Below are 20,560 nucleotides of genomic sequence, written 5' to 3'. Positions count from 1 at the left end.
TCCTCTCCCAAAGAAAAGAAAACAGATAAATCGCTAAGGAGCTCTTTTGCTTCGGTTTTGCCTCGCCTTGTGCTTGCACTCTCTTTGAGAGCTGCAAAGCAGAGCGCAATTCAAGCCCCTTTCCTCTTAACAAGAAAGATTAAATTTAATGTGCAACGCTAAATTTAGCCAAACCAAATTTAGAGTTTTCGCGGTGTGGGTCTCGGTGCGTCAAATTTATAATTTTAGCGAAATATAGTGTCTAAACTCCAAAATACATTTTAAGAATAGGCCAAATTTGACGGTTACTCCGCCAAAATCGAGCCCGCAAATTTTCCGTCCTTTAAAGGCAAATTTGAATCAGTGGCAAAGCGTCGCGAAGCTAAATCCGCGCGCTTTAAACTCGGCGATATCGCGGCTGGCGACCTCGCCCTTGGTCGTGAGGTAGTCGCCGATGACGACGGCGGAGACGCCGTGATCAAAGATTTCGTATTGACGTTCGCCTAAAATTTTCTCGCGACCGCCTGCTATCATAACGCGAGCGTTAGGCAGTGCGCGGACGGTGTCGTCGATGATCCGTAGGGCTTCGTCCGCTCCCATAGGCGGCCGTTTGACGCGTAGCGCGTCGTTTGGGATAAAGAAATTTATCGGGCTAGAAAACGGATCAAGCTTCGCAAGGCTAGCTTGCAAGCTCGCGCGGTCGGCCTCGCTCTCGCCAAGCCCGTAAATGCCGCCCGTGCAAAGCATTAGCCCCGCTTCTTTGGCGTCGATGTTGGTCTGCCAGCGCTCGTCCCAGCTATGCGTCGAGCAAATTTGCGGGAAAAACTCGCGCGAGGTCTCAAGGTTGTGATTGTAGCTAAACACGCCCGCGCTTTTTAGCTCTTTTAGCTGCGGTAGCGTCGCCATGCCGTTGCAAGCGATCAGCATGAGGTTTGGAACTTCTTTATTTACGGCGCGTGCGAGGCGGGCGATCTCCTCGGTCTTTTTGTCCGTGAGTCTTGCGCCGCTGGTGACGAGGCAAAAGCCCAGCGCGTGGTTTGCCGCCGCGATCTTGGCCTCGGCGACTACTTGCTCGACGCTTTTCATTTTGTATTTTTCGATGCCGGCATTTATACCTGCGCTTTGCGTACAGTATCCACAGTCCTCGGAGCAGTTACCCGAACTGACCGAACAGATGGCGCATAACATAATAGTTTTCATTAGATTATTCCTTTTTTAGCGGCTTGTCTCTCGAGTGCTTTTCCGAGATTTCGCAAAATTTTCGCTCCACAGGCTATATGCCTAGCGTACGCTCAATTTTGCTTCAAAGCTCTAAAAATCATCTCGCGATACTTCGCCTTATCGTTTTTATGTTTAAATTTAAAATTTCTGAGTTGCAATCTATAAGGCGACGTATTTTTGCGTTTAGACGAGGCGGAAATGAGCCGAGCGAGGGCGCATACAAGTAGTATGTAACCGAGCTTCGGCGAAATTTCTAACGAAGTATAAACCAAAAAGACAAGCCGCCGTTATTGCTCCGCGATTTGCACCTTTTTCTTGCACTTCACGCACTCGTGAAACGTCCCCTTTTTTAGCTCTTTTTTGATCATATCGCCGCCGCATTCGTCGCATTTTTCGGCGACTGGCTCGTAGTTTGAGACGAAGTCGCATTTGGGGTAGTTTGCGCAACCGTAAAATTTACCCCTGCGGCTGATGCGCTCGACGATATCGCCGCCGCATTTTGGACACGGCACGTCGATCTTTTTGAGCTCTTTTTTCGGCTTTGCCGCAGCTTCGCCTTCCTGCGTGCCTTGCTCTTCCTTTGCGATATTGCGCGAGTATTTGCATTTTGGGAAATTTCCGCACGCGATAAACTCGCCGTAGCGCCCCTTTCGCAGTAGTAGCTCGCCGCCGCACTCAGGGCACTTTTCGCCGATCGGAGTGGCGACTTTTTGGCTTTTTATGCCCGTTTTGCCAGCTGAAATTTTATCTATAAACGGATGATAAAAATCGCTCAAAAGCTTTTGCCAGTCGGCTTTATCTTCGGCGACGTGATCGAGCTTTTCTTCCATATTTGACGTAAATTCGCTATCTACGATATCGCTAAAATGCTCCTCCAAAACGCCCATCATCGTAAAAGCGATCTCGTTTGGCACGAGCTGTTTTTTTTCGACTTTGACGTAGTCGCGAGAGGTTAGTAGCGAGATGGTCGGCGCGTAGGTGCTAGGGCGCCCTATGCCTAGGCTTTCTAGCTTTTTAACGAGTCCGGCCTCCGAGTAGCGAGACGGTGGTTCGGTGAAGTGCTGCGAGCTTTTGATGCTTTGCAGGCTCATTTCATCGCCGATTTTTAGGTCGGGCAAAATTTTATCCTTATCCATATCGCCGTAAACGCGGTAAAATCCGTCAAACAGCACCTTGCGGCCGCTTATTTTAAACTCGCCCTTTGCGCCCGCGACGAATACGTTTTGCGTTTGGCTAATGCTAGCGCTCATCTGGCAGGCTAAAAAGCGGTTGTAGATGAGCGTGTAGAGGCGTAGCGCGTCTTTTTCTAGATATTGCGCGGCGATAGCGGGCGTGAAGCTAAGATTTGTCGGGCGGATAGCCTCATGCGCTTCTTGCGCGCCTTTGCTTTTGGTAGCGTAAAATTTAGCCTTCGCCGGCAGGTAGCGCTCGCCATACTCTTTTTCTATCATCTCGCGCGCGGCTGCGACGGCCTCTTTGGCGAGATTTAGGCTGTCCGTTCTCATGTAGGTTATCGCACCCATAAAGCCCTGGTGCGTCTGCACGCCTTCGTATAAATTTTGCGCGATCATCATCGTTTTTTTCGGGCTAAAGCCTAGGCGGTTGCTCGCGCTTTGTTGCAACGTCGAGGTCATAAAAGGCGGTGCGGGCTCGGTTTTGCGCTCTTTGGCTTCGATCTCGCGGACGCTAAATTTATCGCTTTTTAGATTTTCCACGATAAATTTGGCTCTATCGCCGTTTGTTATCGTTAGCTTTTCGATCTTTTGCGCTTCAAATTTAACCAGCTCGGCGTCAAGGTCTTTTTTAAAAACAGCGTCTATACTGTGGTATTCGATCGGTTTAAAGTCGCGAATCTCGCGCTCTCTATCTACGATGATTTTTAGAGCGGCGCTTTGCACGCGTCCGGCGCTTAGTCCCTTTTGTATTTTTAAATTTAACAGTGGCGAGAGCTTGTAGCCTACGATTCGGTCTAGCAGGCGGCGTGCTTGCTGCGCGTTTACGCTATCCATATTTATCGTGCGCGGGTTTTTTAAAGCGGCCTCGATGGCGCTTTTTGTGATCTCGTGAAATACGATACGAGGCAGGCTCTCGGGCTTTTTGCCGATGGCTGCGGCGATGTGGTAGGCGATGGCCTCTCCTTCGCGATCCTCATCGGTTGCGAGGTAGATTTGGTCGGCGTTTTTGGCTAGTTCTTTGATCTCTTTTACGATCGCGGAGTGATCGGCGCTTATTTTGTACTCGGGAGTAAATTTTTCGCCCTCGATCTTGATACCAAATGCGGTTTTTGGTAGATCTCTGATGTGGCCTTTTGATGCGATGACATCGTAGTCGCTTCCGAGGAAATTTTTTATCGTTTTGGCTTTCGCGGGAGATTCCACGATGATTAAGCTTTTCATTAATATAGCCTTTTTAATTTTTTGCGGTAATTGTAGCAAAAAATTTAAACTAATGGCATTAATTTATCGTTTGAATTTAAATTTGACTTGGAAAAGTGGGATAAAATTTGGAGCAAAAAGTCGAGCGGGTAAAACTCGACTTTAAAATTCACTTCTAAAGAGCAGGCGTCAAATTTGGCGCCTACATTAACCATTATTTTTGGAGATGTCTTAACTATTGGTGTTTGGGTTTTTGAAATTTAAGACCGCCGAAGCGGCCTTAAAGTGTTAACTACTGAAGTAGTCTTAAAACGTTTTGCTGAACAGAGTTAGCTTGGCTCATAGCATAACTTCCTGACTGAGCAAGGATGTTAAACTTAGAGAAGTTTGCTGACTCGGCAGCGAAATCAACGTCTCTGATTTGAGATTCGGCTGATTTTACGTTTACTTGAGTAACTGTGATGTTGTTTACGGTTGCAACAAGTTGATTTTGAACAGAACCTAGGTCTGAGCGGATCTGGTCAAGTGTTTTTTGAGCAGACTCAGCGATATCCATAACAGCCATCGCGCCGCGTAGAGTCATAACGCCTGCTGATTGAGCTGATGTCATAGCAGCTTTGCTCATTCTTTGGAAGCCCATAGCAGCGGCTAGATCCGGATCTAGTTGCCCCTTGATATCTCTTAGAGCCACTGACTGCTGGTTGCCGCCTTCGCCGTTACCGTCTTTACTAAACGCCACAGAGAAAGCTCCTGCTGCATTACCGCTTGATACTTTGATATCGCGACCGTCTAGGCGAACTAGGTTTAGGCGTCCTACGAACATAGATGTTCCTCTTTTGCCGCCTAGGCCGGCACTTACTTTGTCGCCTGAGATTTTTATAGCTCTACCGTCGCGGCTAGTTAGTACCATTCTACCTTCTGTGTTTACAGATGCTTCTACGCCTGTTTGGTCTTTAACTTTGTTGATAGCATTTACCAAAGCGCCGTTTTTATCGCCTTCTTTTACCTCTAGGTCGCCGATTTTTACGCCATTGATGACAAGGCTTAGGATCTGACCGCCGCTGATAGCTTTACTAGATACCCACGTAGTATCAAACGTAGCTCTAATGCCGGTTTTATCGGATAGCTTGTTGATATTTTCAGCTAGCGCGCCTACGCCTTTACCTAGACCGGTTGAGATTGTAGCCGCAGCTACTTTTACGTTATTTACGCCGTCTACGTTTAGGAAAGTAAGGCTAACTTTGCCTGCAAATGTCAATAGCTTAGAGCTCTCAAATCTTGTTAGACCGATCTTATCTGACGTAGTAGCGCCGATAGAAGCTTTAACTGTTTGGTTTGAGTAAGCGCCGATTTGGAACTCTTTGTTAGAGAATGTTCCGTTTAGTAACTGCTGGCCGTTGAAAGACGTAGAGTTACCGATGTTGTCTAGCTCTTCCATTAGGCGAACGATGTCGGCTTGTAGCGCTTGACGAGAGTCGCTTGTTTGACCGTCTTGAGCTGATTGAGTAGCTTTTACTTTGATAGTATCAAGGATTTTTAGCTGCTCGTCCATAGCCTTATCCGCTACTTGGATGATACCGATAGCGTCGTTACCGTTTGCGATAGCTTGACCAAGCGCGCTAGCTTGAGAGCGAAGGCTATCAGCGATAGCAAGACCAGAGGCGTCATCTGCTGCAGTTTGGATTCTCAAACCTGAGCTAAGTTTACCCAAAGAAAGAGAAAGGTTGCGGTTGTTACCGACTGCGTTTGCGTGTGTGTTTAGAGCGTTGATGTTCGTGTTAATACGAAAACTCATTGTAAATCCTTTTAAAGTTTAATTACGACTTCTTGTCGTTCAAAAACTATATCGGACGAAATCAAAAAAACTTTAGGGGTAGAGGTAAAATTTTTTTGATTTTTTCAAATTTGATTGAGAAGGACGAATTTTAGGGCTTTACGGCCGGTGCAAATTTGATTATTTTAAATTTGATGCGGCGAAATTTAGATTTTTGCCGTCAAATTTACGTGCGGCGGATTAAATTTGAGCGCAAATTTGGTCCATCGTTAAATTTGAGTCGTTCGGCAAAATTTGAAAGAGGGAGAAATTTGAGAGTTTAAAAAGGATAAACCCCGAAAAGTCGGGGTTTATCGCGGAGATTAGAGGGTTAGCTGTAGGTTTGTACCCGCATCGGCAAGCGTAGCATTGGCTAGGTCTACTATACCGGTTAGTTTTACTACATAGTCGTTAGCGGTTAGGCCGGCGTTAGATACTGTGCCGCCGGAAACAGTAGCGTCCGATCTTACTAGATAGGTGTCCGTCGCATTGCTATCAGGATCGGTGTAGGTAAAGTAAGCTAGTTTGTTGCTTGCAGCCGTTGCGACGTCTAGGGCTCTAGATAGGTTGTTTGCAAAGTCTAGCGATTTTGTTGAATCGTATCTTGCGATATTTTGATCAATGGTTCCCGTTAAATTTGCGCCTATTTTAAGTTTGTCGCCTTTAGAGAAATCTTTAATAGTAGCCGTTTTTGATGCAGGGAATGCTGCGTTGTCGCCTACGGTTCCTAATACAAACGTATCGTCGCCCGCTCCGCCCGTTACGGTTACGCTTGATTTGCTACCGAAGGTTATCGTATCGTCTCCCGCTCCGCCTTTGATTACCGACTTTTCATCAAGGTGATCGCTAGCGTCAAATGTAAATTTTCCTTTAAGAGTGCTTGCATCTACGGTTTTTACCTTTTTGAAATTGGCGTCTAGAGTTAGTATTGTTGAGTTTGCATCGCCTTTTACTACTATGTTAGCTAGAGTGCCTTTGTCGGCGCTAGCTTTTAGTTCGATTGTGTTTACGGCTGCGGCTGTTTTTGCGTTGTCTAAATTTGACGCTATGTCTATGTTCTCTATGTCGTCTACTACGAATTTGCCCGTTAGACCTGCAGCGGTGCCTTTTGGATTTAATACAAAATTTACCTTATCGGCAGTGCCCGTGGCAGCGTCTTTGACTCCTACGACAAGATCGTTTGATTGAGTGATCGTGTCTATAGTTATAGTGGAGTCGTTTAGAAGTTTTTGAAGCTTACCTCCAGCGTTTACGCCTTGAACTAGAGTGACGTTATTAAACGCTCCCCATTTAGACATATCTACGTCATCGGCTAGCGCATTTGATATTTGCAATCCTTCAAAATTGGTAAGCGTTACATTATCGCCCGCGCCATTTTTAGCTATACCTGAAGTTACCGATACTAGGTCCGTTCCGGCTCCGCCGTCGATAGTTTGTTTATTTGTTGTTGCCGTTAGTTCTACTACGTCGTTTCCGCTACCTAGTTTTACGGTCGAGTTAGCTACGTTACTGACGGTTAATTTTTCAAAATTTCCGGTAAATGCGCTTGCGTCAATGTTTGCAAGTTTTGTTTGTGCGCTAAAATTAGCGGTTAAATTTTTAGCGTCGCCGTCGATGACTGCTTTTACTAGCTTATCAGTCGCGCCGCCGTAGGTAAAGAATGCTTTTTTATCGGCTTTTGCGTGTAGGGTTAGATTTGTTGCGTTAGCTGCTGCTAGGGCTGCCGTTAATTCAGCGTCGGTGCTACCTTCTTTAAATTTATAGTTCATACTAAAATCAACGTTTTCTACATCGGTAGAGATATTAAACGTAGCAAAATCAACATCGGTTACGCTTATTTTAGTAGCTTTAGCTACGGCTGTAGCGGCTGTTAGCTTTAGGCTAGATAGAGTTACCTCTGTAGCTTCGGCTAGTGGGCTTGTTATTGTCAGCGTATTGGCTTTATCGTTTAGATTTACGGTTACCTTGGTAGCTTTTGAGGCATCTGCTATAGTTGTGTTGCCTTTGGCTTTTATGACGACTTCTTGGGCTTTGGCTGCCGTTAGGTTTGCGCCTGCGCCTGCGTCGATAGATACCTTGCCTTCTAGTTTAGCTGCATTTACGGTTACTGCACCAGCTGACGATTTTGCTATCACTTCTTTTGTCGCTTCCGTTGCAGTTAAGTTAAGTGCTCCGGTAGTATCTATAGCGACTACTTCTTTAGTATCGGTAGTCGTAGTTACTGCACCGGCTGTTTGAATGCTTAGGTTATCTAGGCCCTTGTCTAAAGGAAATGTGGTTGTAGTAAATGCGACCTCTGATTTGATGTTTAAATTTTCGATATTAGTCACGCCTCTCATGGCGACATCTATATCGTCCATAGTAAAGGTGGTGGCCGCGCCGTTTTTTAGTATAGTTAGATTTAATGTATCTTTACCGCCTCTAGCATCAAGAGTATCCAGAGATGATAGAGTAGATGTCTTATCGCCGTTGCCTACGTAGTAGATACCGTTAAACGTATCGTCGCCTTCGGTGCCTAGGAAATTATCTAGACCGGTAGTGAAAGTCTTGCTTCCGGCTGCGGCTTCTGCGGCTAGTTGATCTATTTTAGCTTTTTGCGCGTCTAGGTTGGTGCTGTTTGTGGTCTCGATAATCTGTTGGAACGGAGCATAGTTAAAGTTGCCCGATCCGTCGCTTTCTATGTCGGTTATCTTTTCAGCCATATATGCCGCGATAGCGGTTTTGTTTGCAAATACCGCCGCTGCCGTAGGGTCTGCCGCGATAGCCTCAGGCGATCTTGCTACTTGGAAAAGAGTGACTAGAGTCTCGCCTCTTGAGTGTCCTAGCTCTAGGTGGCGTACCCAGGCATTTATGCCGTCTGGATCTTGAGAGTAGTCTTTGCCTAGGATATTTTTATAGATATTTTCTACATATCCCCTGTTTGTATCTATTCTGCCGTTAAAATATGCTGCGATAGCAGGGCTTTGTAGCATAGCGTCTGCCGTTTGAGCTTGATCTCTAAAAACGCCTGCCGAAACCCATGCGTTTAAACCCGCGCCTTCGGGTGCTCTGTTAAATAATGCCACATAAAGTTGGGCTACTTGTGCTTTTGTTACTGCCATAAAAGGCCTCCTTTGGGTAAATTGGGATTTTGTTTAATTCCGTGGCGATTATAGCATTAAATTCCTGATTGTCGATAAATCGTAGATAAAAATAATGAAAATTCGGGCGGCAGAACCGCACTGTGTCGGCCTGCCGCTGATGAAGGATAAAAATGAATTTAGGCGAAATTATAAAACGATATTGTGATCGCTATCTACTCTCGCGCCGCTTAGATCTACCGTGCCGGCTAGCTTGGTCACGTAGTCGTCCTGTCCCACGCCTTGTACCCCGTCGGACGTAACGATGTAGGTGTTTGACTGATAGGTGAAATACGCACTCTTTGACGCGTGCTGGGCGGCCGCTTTTTCGGCTTCGCGTAAGTTGTTGGCAAAGTCTAGCGATGCGTCCGAGTCGTATTTGGCGATAGAATTCGCCTCCGCGGCGGCGCCTCCCGTGTATAGCTTGTCGCCCCTGCTAAAGTCGGTGATAGAGCTTAGCTTATCCGTGCCAAAAGGCGAATTTGCCTCCGCTCCTAGCTTGCCGACCTTAAAGACGTCGTTGCCCGCTCCGCCCGTTATTTTAAGACCCGCCACCGAGCCGAAGCTTAGCGTATCGTCGCCGCTACCGCCTTTTACGACGCCGCCTCTTTCGACGTGGTTTCCCGCGTCAAAGGTAAATTTGCCCGTTAGCGAGCTTGCGTCAACGCCTTTTATTTTCACGATATTCGTGCCTAGTTTTAGCTCGGTATTGCCGTCGCCGCTCACGTAGACGCCCGATAGCGCGCATTTAGTCGCGTCGCTAGCGTTTAGGTTTATTACGTTTTTGGCTGCGGCGGTTTTTGCCGTATCGGCGCTTGAGACTATTCGGACGTTTTCTATGCCGTCTATGACGAAATTTCCGGTATTGTCCAGTCCTGCCGTATTTGCTTTAGGATTTATCTTTAAGATTAGCGTATCGTCCGCGCCGCTCGCCGCGTCTTTGATATTTACGGCTATATCGTTTGCGATCGCGACGTTTTCGACGACTATCGTAGAGTTATTTGCTAGATTATCTATCTTTGCTCCCGCTCCCGCTCCGCCGGCTAGCGTTACGGAGCCCAAATTTGCCCATTTAGTCATATCTACGGCTCCGCTTAGGGCATCGGTTATCTTTAAATTTTCAAAATTTAAAAGAGAAAGCATATTTGTCGCCACGGTAGCTACGGCAGAGGTTACGACCATGGTGTCTTCGCCCGCGCCGCCGTCGATACTATGGACATTTGCCGCGCTATCTATCTCTACGAAATCGTCCCCGCCGCCTAGTTTTGCGGTGGCGTTTTGGACGTTTTTGAGTTTTAGGTTTGAGAAATTACCCTCGTAAGCGCTAGAGTCGAAATTTGTAAGATTTGTTTGAGCCGACAAGTCCATAGCAAATTCTCTCATGCCGCCGTCCACCGTAACCTTGGTTAGCGACGCGATATTGCCCAGGTCTAGCTGGCCTTTTTTGCCCGCTTTAGCGTGTAAATTTAGCGTTTTTACTTTATCGGCCGCGCTTGAAGATAGTTTTGCTAGGCCTTCGTCCGCGTAAGACATCGTAAAATCCACGTCCCGTTCGTCGGTTCGGATGGAGTTGGCGCCAAAATCGACGTCCGTCACGCTGATCTTTTTGGCGCCGTATGCGATGAGTACGTTATTTCCGGAGGTATCGTTTATCTTTAAATTTGCAAGCGTCAAATCGGCGGCCTGGGTCGAGAAGTTTTTAAGAGCGTTGGTTTTGTTTTTCAGATCGATATTTACGGTCTTTGCGCTCGTTGCGACTTCGGTTTCGCCGTTGGCTTTCAAATTTAACGTCTGTGCGGCGGTTGCGGCGATATTTGCCTTGCCTTCGCTATTTACGTTTACGGTTTTAGCGTCCTGCGCGATCAAAGTTACGTCTGATTTTGCCGAGATATCGATGATTTGCGCATTTTTAGCGTTTAGCGAAATTTTGCCGGTCGTATTTACGGAGACTTTGTTCGTCGCGTCGGTCTCGGATATGCTCACGTCGCCTATGGTAGAGATGTTTAAATTTTCCAACCCGAAGTTAAATTTGACTCCGGCGGCGTCAAACTGGGTCTCTGAGATCAAATTTAGATTTTCGACGTTGCTTACGCCTTTAAAGATATTATGAAGCTCGGTCGTAGTCAAATTTTGCGGAGCGTCGTTTTTAAACACGGTCAAATTTAACGTGTCTTTGCCCGCGCCGCCGTCGATTTTATCAAGCGGCGACAAAGTAGACTTTTGCGTGCCATTGCCTGCGTAGTAAACGCCGTTAAATACGTCGTTGCCCGCGGTGCCTGCTATGTTGTCCAGGCCGTCGGTTAGGCTCTTTTCGACGCCTTTGCTGGCTAGCTCGTCTATTTTGGCTTTTTGCGCTTCTAAATTTGACTCGTTCGTCGTCCTGATAATCTCCTGAAACGGCGCGTAGTCGAAATTTCCGCTGCCGTCTTTACCGATATCGCCTATTTTTTCCGCCATATAGGCCGCGACTGCGGATTTGTTTTCGAAAATTTTAGCAGCCCTAGGATCGGCTGCCTTTGCCTCCGCCGATGCCGCCACCTCGAAAAGCTTCGTTAGCGTCTCGCCTCTGGTATGGCCGGCTTGTAGATGCCTTACCCACGCATCTATGCCTGCCGGATCTTGCGAGTAGTCCTTGCCGAGGATGTTTTTATAGATATTTTCGATATAGCCTTTATCGCTATCTATACTGCCGTTAAAATACGACTGTACGGCCGGCGCTTTGAGCATATTGTCGGCTATTTGCGCTTGGGTTTTAGCGGCTCCGGCGCTTACCCACGCGTTTAATCCGGCTCCTTCCGGCGCTCTGTTAAACAATGCCACATAAAGCTGGGCGACTTGTGCTTGCGTTACTGCCATATTGGCTCCTTAGAAGTGAATTTTAGTACTACGTACTAATAGTAGCAAACGACAAACATCGTATATTACGATATCTAGGCTAAAGAATCATAATATACAATAAGCGTTTACCGCGGAATTATAAGCAATAACTATTCCATAGAATTTGTAGCTTAAAAAATAAAATTAGTTACTCTGGCACTTTTTAATATTTATTTAAGCATAAAAGGATTACAATCACATTCTTGATGTTTTAGTTACTGGTTAAGGTAAATTTTGGGTAGAGCGGTTAGAGAAATAAAATCAGAAATGGTTTTGATAAAACAAAAGGGCAACTTTTTTGCCGATCAAAGCGAAAAAGATCTTTATGTTGAAATTTTAAGTTCACTAACCCAAAAATACGATATGGAAATTTTAGGCTACATTTTGGAGTCTAATTCCATATCGCTATTTTTGAAATCCTTAAATATACCTAAGATCATGCAAGAGCTAAATAGCACCTTTATAAGAAATAGGAATAAAGCGCGGGGTTATATCCAAGAAAGCGACATCAAAAGATACGAAATCCGAGACGTTTTTATAAACGAATTTGAGGATGTTTTGGCATTTTTGCAGCAAAACGGCGGATATACCTTCAGAAGCATCGACAAAAACTTAAGTTTAGCAAAAAAAATAGAGATTCAAAATTTTAAAAAAAGGACTGAAATGAAAATAGTTGCTTTAAATTCAGAAGTACATAACGGAGTGTCTTATCACCAAGATGCGTTACCAAATTTCCCGTTTGCGGAGATAGTGGCGAGTGAGGCGTTTTTCTGCGAGAAAGATCTACCTATAGTTTTCACGAACGACGTAGTGCCTAAACTGCTAGTACTACTAGGTAGAAATGAAAATTTAATAATAGATAAAAACTACAAAGGCTACGTACCTGCGATCTTGCAAAACTATCCTTTTACTCTGGCTAAAGTCGAGGATAAAAATATCCTTTGTATAGACGAGGATGCGCCTCAGCTAAAAGGTAAAGGCGAAAAATTATTCAAGAAAAACGAAGAGCCGAGCGAATTTTTGCAAAACACCATAAACGCTATGCAAAACTACAATGCCCAGCTAGAAGCTACGCAAAAAGCGTTAGAAGAGATCAAAAAGGCTGGAATTTTGATAAACAAAGAGCTTACAGTATCCGATAATGACAAGAAAATCACCTTAATCAAAGGCTTTTCTGTCGTGAGCAGAAAAAAGCTAAACGAGCTTGACGACGCTACTTTGGCCGATTTTGTTAGAAAGGGTTATGTTAGCCTAATAGATGCGCACATTAGAAGCTTAACGAATTTGGAAAATTTGGCAGGTAGAATTTTAGAAAACGAAAGTAAAAAAGAAAATGAAAGTAAATGAACTAAAGGAGAGTATTAAAAAATCCAAACACGCTATGATATATGCTGGAATTTTCAGCATGTTCATAAACGTTTTGATGCTAACTTCTCCTCTATATATGTTACAACTTTACGGTAGGGTCGTAACGTCAAGAAGCCTTGATACGTTATTTTTCCTTACGCTGATAGTTATATTTTTATATCTATGTATGATGTTTTTCGAAATTTTACGTTCGAGAATTTTGGTAGTTTTTTCAAACCAGATAGATTTAAGGCTGTCTGAGAGAGTGTATGACGCGATCTTTAAACTCTCGGCCAGACAGCCTGGCAGGGTATCTTCTCAGCCGATGAGAGATCTAAATACCATAAAACAATATCTCAGCACCAACGGCGTGTTTGCATTTCTTGACGCGCCGTGGCTACCTTTTTATATATTGATACTGTTTTTCTTCCACCCGTATTTTGGATATTTTAGTATCGCGGCTGCGATCGTTTTGTTTATTTTGGCTCTTTTAAACGAAGGTGCGACTAAAGACGGACTAAAAAGGTCAAATGACGCTTTTGGCGCCGAAACCCGCTTTGTCGATCTAAATTTGAGAAATTCCGAAGTCATCCAAGCTATGGGCATGAATGGAAATTTAAAGAAAATTTGGCACAAAAAGCATAATGAATTTCTAGAAGCTCACTCCGAGTCTAGCGTAAAAGCTGGAATGTACGCAAATATCAGTAAGGTATTTCGCGTCGTTTCACAGTCGCTAATGCTTGGTCTTGGCGCGTATCTGGTCGTCTTGCAGGAGGTAAATCCGGGCATGATGATCGCGGGCTCTATTATCATGGGTCGCGCACTAGCTCCGCTTGATATATTAATCTCAAGCTGGAAAAGCTATAAGAACACCAAAGAGAGCTATGCTAGACTTTCGCAGTTTTTAGAGGATTTCCCTGCCGACAACGAAAAACTTAAGCTCCCGGATCCAAAAGGCGATATTTTCCTAGAAACTATAAGCCTAGTACCGCCTCATGGCAAAGCGCCTACTTTGATGGGCATAAATTTCGAGCTTAAAAGCGGAGATATGTGCGCGATTATCGGTCCGAGCGCCGCAGGTAAAAGCTCACTAGCTAGAGCGATGCTGGGAGTATGGCCGGTATTTCACGGCGTAGTGCGCGTGGACGGAGCCGATATTACTCAGTACAACAGCGACCATTTGGGTCAGTTTGTGGGGTATTTGCCGCAAGACGTCGAGCTTTTCGAAGGAAATATTGCGGAAAATATCGCGAGATTCGGCGAACTGGATAGCGAGGCGATCGTGCGGGCTGCAAAGCTAGCTAACGTTCATGATATGATATTAAATTTGCCGGACGGATATGAAACTAAAATAGGCATAGGCGGAGCCAGCCTAAGCGGCGGTCAACGTCAAAGAGTCGCTCTTGCCAGAGCGCTTTATAAGGAGCCTAAAATAATCGTACTGGACGAACCTAACGCTAGTCTAGACGAAGAGGGCGAAAGAGCGCTATTTGCCACACTTGCGTCCATGAAGGGCAAGGCGACTATAGTACTAATAACGCACAAACTAAATATCTTAAATTTGGTTGATAAAATCGCCGTTTTAAATGCGGGAAGATTGATGTACTTTGGCGCCAGAGATGCGGTATTGGCTGAGCTCGGCAAGGCAAATGCGCAACAACCGCAGGTTGCAGAACAACAAAAAAGGCGTAGTATAAGCCTAGAAGATGCGGAGGGCTAAGATGATACTTAAAAGTGAAAAAGGCACCGTAAATTTTGGGTTGTTCGTTATATTTTTGCTAGTCGGAGTTTTTGGAATTTGGCTCGGTATGGCGCCCCTTAATAGCGCCGCCGTTGCTACTGGTAAAATAGGCGTAGTTAGTAACAAAAAAATCATCCAACACCTTGAGGGTGGCGTCGTAGATAAAATTTTCGTTAAAGACGGAGATATGGTCAAAGAGGGCGATCCGCTCGTCGAGATCAAAAACGTCGCTTTGCAAAGCGAGATGAGCGTAGTTAGAGCAGAATTTTTAAGAACCAGCGTCATAGTTTCTAGATTGGAAGCCCAAAAAGACGATGCGACGGAAGTCAAATTTAGCGACGAAATAAAGCAAATCGAAGGCTATAAAGAGGCTATAGACGGGCAGTTGAGTATATTTAATGCGCAAAAAAAGCTTTTGGATGAAGAAAAATCTATCCTAAAGCAACGAATAAAACAGCTTGAAAATCAAATCAAAGGCGCAAATGCGATAGTAAGCGCCAAACAAGACCGCATAAAGTCTTTGAACGAAGAGATTAAGGAGTGGGAAAGGCTATTTAAGGAACAGTTGGCAGACAAAGTCAGGCTACGCGACCTAAATAGAGAAAAAACGGCGGTCGAGGGTGAAATAGCTGCGGGCAAGGCCGAGATAGCAAGACTAAACGTCCAAGTTACCGAGACGCAAGCTCAAATTATATTAAGAGATAGAACGTTTAAAGAGGATGTATTAAAAAAGCTTGAAGACGCTAAAACTCGTCTTGTGGATCTGCAACAGCGTTATAATGCTTTAAAAGATCAATCCGAGCGTACTATCGTAAAATCTCCGGTAGAGGGTAGCGTCGTAGAGCTAGCCTTCCATACTATCGGAGGCGTAATAAGGCCCGGCGAGAGAATAATGAGTATAGTGCCGAACGAGACCGACTATGTCGTAGAGGCTAGACTAAACGTAGTAGATATTGATACGGTGCATGTGGGACAGCTTGCCGATATTAGATTTAGCGCATTTCAGCACAGGCCGAGCTTCGTTATGGAAGGTAAAGTAACGTACGTATCGGCCGATAGTATTCAGGATAATGCAGGTCACTCGTTTTACGATATTAAAGCCGAGCTTACCGAAGAGGGCATGAAAGAGTTTAAAAGAAACGACTTTTTTATAGTTCCGGGAATGCCGGTCGAAGTAATGATCAAAACCGGCGATAGGACGATGCTTGAATATGTCTTAAAGCCGTTTATAGATATGTTTAAAAGGGCATTTAATGAAGACTAAAATTTTACTTTCGGCCTTGTTGGCATCAAATTTAGCTTTTGCTCAAAGCGTTAGCCTCTCACAGGCATACGAAATGGCGCTCGAAAATAATAATGAGCTTAAAATGACCATGTATAATAGTATGGCCTCTCAAGAGAGGCTATCACAAGCTACAGCCATGTTTTTGCCGACTATTAACGCCGAAGCTGCATATGTCGGCGAAAAATACGACAGAATGGATAGGCGAAGAGTATCAAAAATAAACGAAAGCTATAAAAAAGTAGGCGTTAGCCTTAGTCAGAGCGTATTTAGGCCGGCAATCTGGTATCAAAGAAATCAAGAAGAGATCAGGGTGCGCGGCAACGAGCTGATGTATGAAAATACCAAACAAGAACTGGCAAAAAGGGTCGTAGAAGCGTATTTTAACTACACCTTCGCATCCGAGACGCTAGCTCTTGCTCAAAGCTACGAAGAAGCCAACCGCGCCAAATATAACCAAATGCAGAAGTCTTTGGAATTCGGGTTGGTAAATAAAATGGATATGCTCGAATCTAAAGTTAGATTAGACGAGGCGTTGCTGGGCGTAAATAAAGCTAAGCTAAATATCGAAGTAGCAAAGCTAGAGCTAGTAAAGCTAGTCGGGCAAGAGATCGAGGTGAAGGATAGCTTTTCAAACATCGATACCGAATTTTTCAAAAAAGTAAATTTGTCGAATTTTAGCGACGTAGCAAGAAATTTTAAATTTCAAGATAGCGTTTTGGCTGTCGAAATCTCAGAACAAGAATACAAAAAGAGAAAAAGCGAGCATCTCCCTACGCTTGATTTTAGTATCAGCTATGCAAATTTGTATTACATAGACAATAACTATTCGGGCGACAGAAGAAGAAAGCTGGATACTATGTTGCGATTTACTCTGCCTTTATATACGGGCGGTGCGACCAGCTCAAGAGTAGAGGAGGGTAAACTACTAAGACTAGCTAGCATCGAACAACAAAAAGATATTCAAAAAGAGATAGAGATCAGCCAAAAAAGAGCGATAAATAACTATCTTAATTATATCGACGAATGCGAGTTAATGAAGCGCTCTTTGGAAAATGCGGAGCTTTATGTAAAATCAATAGAAAGAGGCTACGAAGAGGGCTTGAAAGATGCGGTAAATTTGTTTGACGCTCGCGCTAGAGTTTTTAAAACCAGAAACGAAGCGCTAACGGCATCTTATAATTTGGTTCTCGCATATTTGGAAATCCAGTGGCTTAATTCTAATATATCGGTTGATATGATGCGGGACTTGCAAAGAGCGTTTAAGTAAAATTTATTTTTTAAATTTTTACGTTTTAAGTGATTTTTTATGCTATAATTAGCAACAGTATTCTGTAAAGATACCCAAAAACTCAAGAAACACACTAAAAAGGAGTCCTTAATGGCAGTAACACAAGCACAAGTTGCACAGCTTTACGTAGCGTTATTTAATCGTGCCCCTGAAGGCGCGGGCTTTAACGCATGGGTAAGCGCAGGAGCAACTAAAACTCAAGCACAGATAGCTAACGATATGCTAAAATCGGATGCGGCTATAGCGTATTACGGCGGTAGCATAGATCAAGATAGAGACTTTGTAGAGATGGTCTACAAGAACATCTTGGGCAAAGATTATTCTCAAGACCCTGACGGCATTAATGCCTGGGTAAAACACCTTCAACTTGGAAACTCAAGAGGCGATATGCTCGTAAAGCTTTTTGACGTTGCTACTTCTACAATAGCCAAAGCAGCGGATCCTGTAGCGGCAAAAGTATTTGAGAATAAGACCGAAATTTCTAAATATATGGCGGAGAAAATTTCAAATATTAGTCAAAACGGTACAGGCGATTACAACTATACGCCATTCCAAGAGATAATTAGAACTACAAATTCTACAAATTTGGCTGAGCAAAAAGTCAAGGTGGACGAGTTGGCAAATGCTGATTTCCATACGCTTACTACTTCAGCGGATATTGTTAATGGTACGGCTAAAACTGATGTCATAAAAGCTGTAGCAAGCTCTGTATTTTCCGAAAATACTCTTAATCCTGAGGACAAAATTGACGGTGGCACAGGAAACGACACTCTAAGCGTTACTATGAATACAAATTTTAATGGGTTTACTACTGGTGAGCTAAAAAATGTAGAAAATTTAAACCTAATAAACAATGGCGGAGCGCTTAAGGAGTTTAACGCTAACGGTGTTACTGGCCTTAAGAGTGCCAAACTTGACGGAAGTAATGCAGTCAGAGTTATTAACTTGGCTAATATTATTGACTTTAGCGTAGCTGACCTTAGAAATGACTACATAACGCTAACATATCAGTCTGGTACCGTATCTGGCAACACTGATGAGCAAAATTTAACTCTTGATAACGTAGGTGCAAGTACTCCTATCGGTATGCTGTCAAATTCTATTTCCACTACATTTAGCGGCATAGAGACTTTAAATATCAAGACTCAAGGTAGAGCAAGTTATATTAAAGATGTAAATACTGAAAACGTTAAGGTTTCTGGTGACGCAAGTTTGGATATTGCCGTTGCCGCAAATACTAAAAGTTTTGATGCTTCTGAATTGAAAGCCAAGTTGCTTGCTGATTTGGTTAAATCAAAATCAGTGTTGGAAAATATAAAAGGCGGTAGCGCTGACGATATCATAAAAGCAGATATTGATGCAAGCACCATTGGTGTTTTGCGTGTTGACGGCGGAAAAGGCTACGATACTTTAGAATTTGATAACTTAACTGGTGGTCTTGATACCGCAAGAAAGCTTGTCACGACTTCTGTTGAGCATTTGATATTTAAAAATGCTACAGTTGCCAATCCTAGCCATCCTGCCGTTGTTGATTTGGAAAAGTCGCCGGATGTAGTTAGACTGACTATAGGTCTAAAAGATACTCAAGCTCCTAATACAAAAGTAAATATTATAAATTCTAAGGTGGATACTTTAGACTATATAACAAACACTAAAAGTGGTAACCTCATTACAATAGATTCTACTGCTCTAAAAACTATCAATTATGTTAATGACAACCCTTATGATACGCAACTGGGAAGCATTAATGCCGCAGAAGCCACAAGCCTTAATGTTAACTTGAAAGGTATTATGTCAGGAAACGCAAAAGTTACTGCCAATAAAGCTACGTCTATAAATCTTAATATAGACTCTTTGGATGTCGTTTCTAAAGGCCTTAGCTTTGAGGCTGAAAAAGCAACTACTATGAAAATTGTGAGTGTTCAAAAAGACAGCGTATTTAAAGCTAACGATAATAACATGAAAGCGTTGCAAAATCTTGATATTACTACGGCTGGTAGATTTGATTTCACAACAGGCGACCCCGAAAAACTTGAGTCGCTTTCTACTATTAATCTAAAAGGAACGTCCGAAAAATCATCAGCTACCGTAGTTGCTGGCACTGCTTTATCTATCCAGGATATAAACTTGACGGCAGATCATTTGCAGGCTACTATGGAAAAACAAGGATACCAATCTCTAAACGCTACTTTAAATACGCAAGGTACAATTAATGCGTTTTTAAACAACAACACCCAAGGCGAAGTAAAATTTGATATCGAGCATGCGGGATCTGTAAATATTGTTAACAATAGCGTTAATATTCAAAAATTTATATTAGTCGGCGGTGGAAATATTGAAACTTTCGTAAAAGATAGTTTTGTTATCAAGGGTGGCACTGCGCATCAAACGGTGCTTGGCAATATCTATGCAGATAAAATGAATGTAGATTTTGGCCAAACTCTTGGACTAACTGATTTGCAGGGGATTTTAGCTGCAAACGATATTACCCTTAAAATTTCACAAATAACAGGAGCAAATGGCAATATACAAGTTGCAATGGCCGGCGCTAGAAATTTTAAAGCGGATATAGAAGGTTCCGTAAAAGGCGATAAGCTTGACATCTCCTACAGCAGCCACGCTACTCTGAATACTGTTGAAAACATTAAAGTTTCGGGCGATTTGGGTGCAGGCTATGATATTTATAGTTTAAATACTGCAAATACTACCAATACGGTAAGGACTATCGACTTAAGCGGACTTAAAAATGTTGAAAAAGGTACCATAACCTTAGATAACTCCAATACAAATTTATTATCGCTAAAAGCCACTGGCGGGGACGATAAGGTTACGCTTATTGACAATATGCTTACCAACAACGTTGCAAACAATGTTGATATTGACCTTGGCGCAGGCGACGACGAGATTATCACAAAAACTCTAGTTGCTAATAAAACCGTTACTATAAACGGCGGTGCGGGAAATGATTTGTTTGATGTTAGGGCCTCCAAGACCGATGTGGATGCTAGCAAATATATTGTCGTAGGTGATGCTTCTGGCGGCGATAAGATCAAATTTAATGCCCTAGATCAATCTTCTGGCTTTGAGAGAGTGGAGGATAGCGTAGTAAAAGATGCTACAACGCTTAAAGAAGCGATTAATCTTGCAATAGCAAGCAACCAATCCGCTTCTCCAATTTTGAATAAAGTATTCTATTTTACATATGCTGGAGATACGTATGTCGTTCATAACGCAACATCAACTGCCGTAGGCACGCCAGACACTCTAACCGCTGCCGATACGGTTGTTAAACTAGCTGGTGTACGATCAGATGACCTTATTCTTACTGCAGACTATACGGAAGGCACATTGAATATCAACTAATCCTATCTTTTCCTCGATGTCACGGTTGGGGAAAAGTCTGCATGATCCTTTTTATTTGAATTTAATTCAAAGTTATTCACATTTTAAAATTTGGTCAAAAACATTTTTTGACCAAATTTTAATTTAATAGTAAGTCTATTTTCTTTAAAATT

At 43.5% G+C, this 20,560-nt stretch carries 10 protein-coding genes; 5 read left to right on the top strand and 5 right to left on the bottom strand.

Annotated elements, in window-relative coordinates; genetic code table 11:
- Window positions 1-339: 339 nt before the first annotated feature.
- From Q0386_RS07495 to Q0386_RS07475, 5 genes are all read right to left on the bottom strand, one after another.
- A complete protein-coding gene (locus Q0386_RS07495; RefSeq protein ID WP_299029278.1) occupies window positions 340-1,179 on the bottom strand; it encodes a biotin synthase in 840 nt (279 codons plus the stop codon).
- Between the two features lie 308 nt (window positions 1,180-1,487).
- Entirely contained in the window at window positions 1,488-3,596 is a 2,109-nt protein-coding gene (gene topA / locus Q0386_RS07490) for a type I DNA topoisomerase (RefSeq protein ID WP_299029275.1), read from the bottom strand.
- Window positions 3,597-3,867: 271 nt separating this feature from the next.
- The gene (locus Q0386_RS07485; protein ID WP_298947534.1) at window positions 3,868-5,370 is read right to left on the bottom strand and encodes a flagellin B; all 1,503 of its coding nucleotides are present in this window, start codon (window positions 5,368-5,370) and stop codon (window positions 3,868-3,870) included.
- A gap of 341 nt (window positions 5,371-5,711) precedes the next feature.
- Complete coding sequence (locus Q0386_RS07480) at window positions 5,712-8,489, bottom strand: surface array protein (protein WP_299029271.1); 2,778 nt, start codon at window positions 8,487-8,489, stop codon at window positions 5,712-5,714.
- 168 nt (window positions 8,490-8,657) lie between these two features.
- A complete protein-coding gene (locus tag Q0386_RS07475; protein WP_299029268.1) occupies window positions 8,658-11,363 on the bottom strand; it encodes a DUF4214 domain-containing protein in 2,706 nt (901 codons plus the stop codon).
- Window positions 11,364-11,618: 255 nt separating this feature from the next.
- Here Q0386_RS07475 and Q0386_RS07470 point away from each other — a divergent pair, with 255 nt between their 5' ends.
- The 5 genes from Q0386_RS07470 (at window position 11,619) to Q0386_RS07450 (ending at window position 20,408) form a co-directional block, all read left to right on the top strand.
- The gene (locus Q0386_RS07470) at window positions 11,619-12,731 is read left to right on the top strand and encodes a SapC family protein (protein ID WP_298057383.1); all 1,113 of its coding nucleotides are present in this window, start codon (window positions 11,619-11,621) and stop codon (window positions 12,729-12,731) included.
- Window positions 12,718-14,451 carry a type I secretion system permease/ATPase gene (locus tag Q0386_RS07465; protein ID WP_299029264.1) on the top strand — a complete coding sequence of 578 codons (1,734 nt, stop codon included), beginning with the start codon at window positions 12,718-12,720 and terminating at the stop codon, window positions 14,449-14,451. The genes Q0386_RS07470 and Q0386_RS07465 overlap by 14 nt, the downstream gene beginning before the upstream one ends.
- Window position 14,452: 1 nt before the next feature.
- Entirely contained in the window at window positions 14,453-15,736 is a 1,284-nt protein-coding gene (locus Q0386_RS07460) for an HlyD family type I secretion periplasmic adaptor subunit (RefSeq protein WP_298057380.1), read from the top strand.
- Window positions 15,726-17,024, top strand: coding sequence for a TolC family protein (locus tag Q0386_RS07455; RefSeq protein ID WP_299029260.1), 1,299 nt, complete (start codon window positions 15,726-15,728; stop codon window positions 17,022-17,024). Before Q0386_RS07460 ends, Q0386_RS07455 begins: the two co-directional genes overlap by 11 nt.
- A 111-nt stretch (window positions 17,025-17,135) precedes the next feature.
- Entirely contained in the window at window positions 17,136-20,408 is a 3,273-nt protein-coding gene (locus tag Q0386_RS07450) for a DUF4214 domain-containing protein (protein WP_299029257.1), read from the top strand.
- Window positions 20,409-20,560: the final 152 nt, after the last annotated feature.

The organism is uncultured Campylobacter sp. (assembly GCF_938045625.1).
In the GTDB taxonomy this organism is placed as follows: Bacteria; Campylobacterota; Campylobacteria; order Campylobacterales; family Campylobacteraceae; genus Campylobacter_A.
The sequence above is the reverse complement of the archived record's forward strand: the minus strand, read 5'-3'. Positions and strand labels throughout refer to the sequence as shown.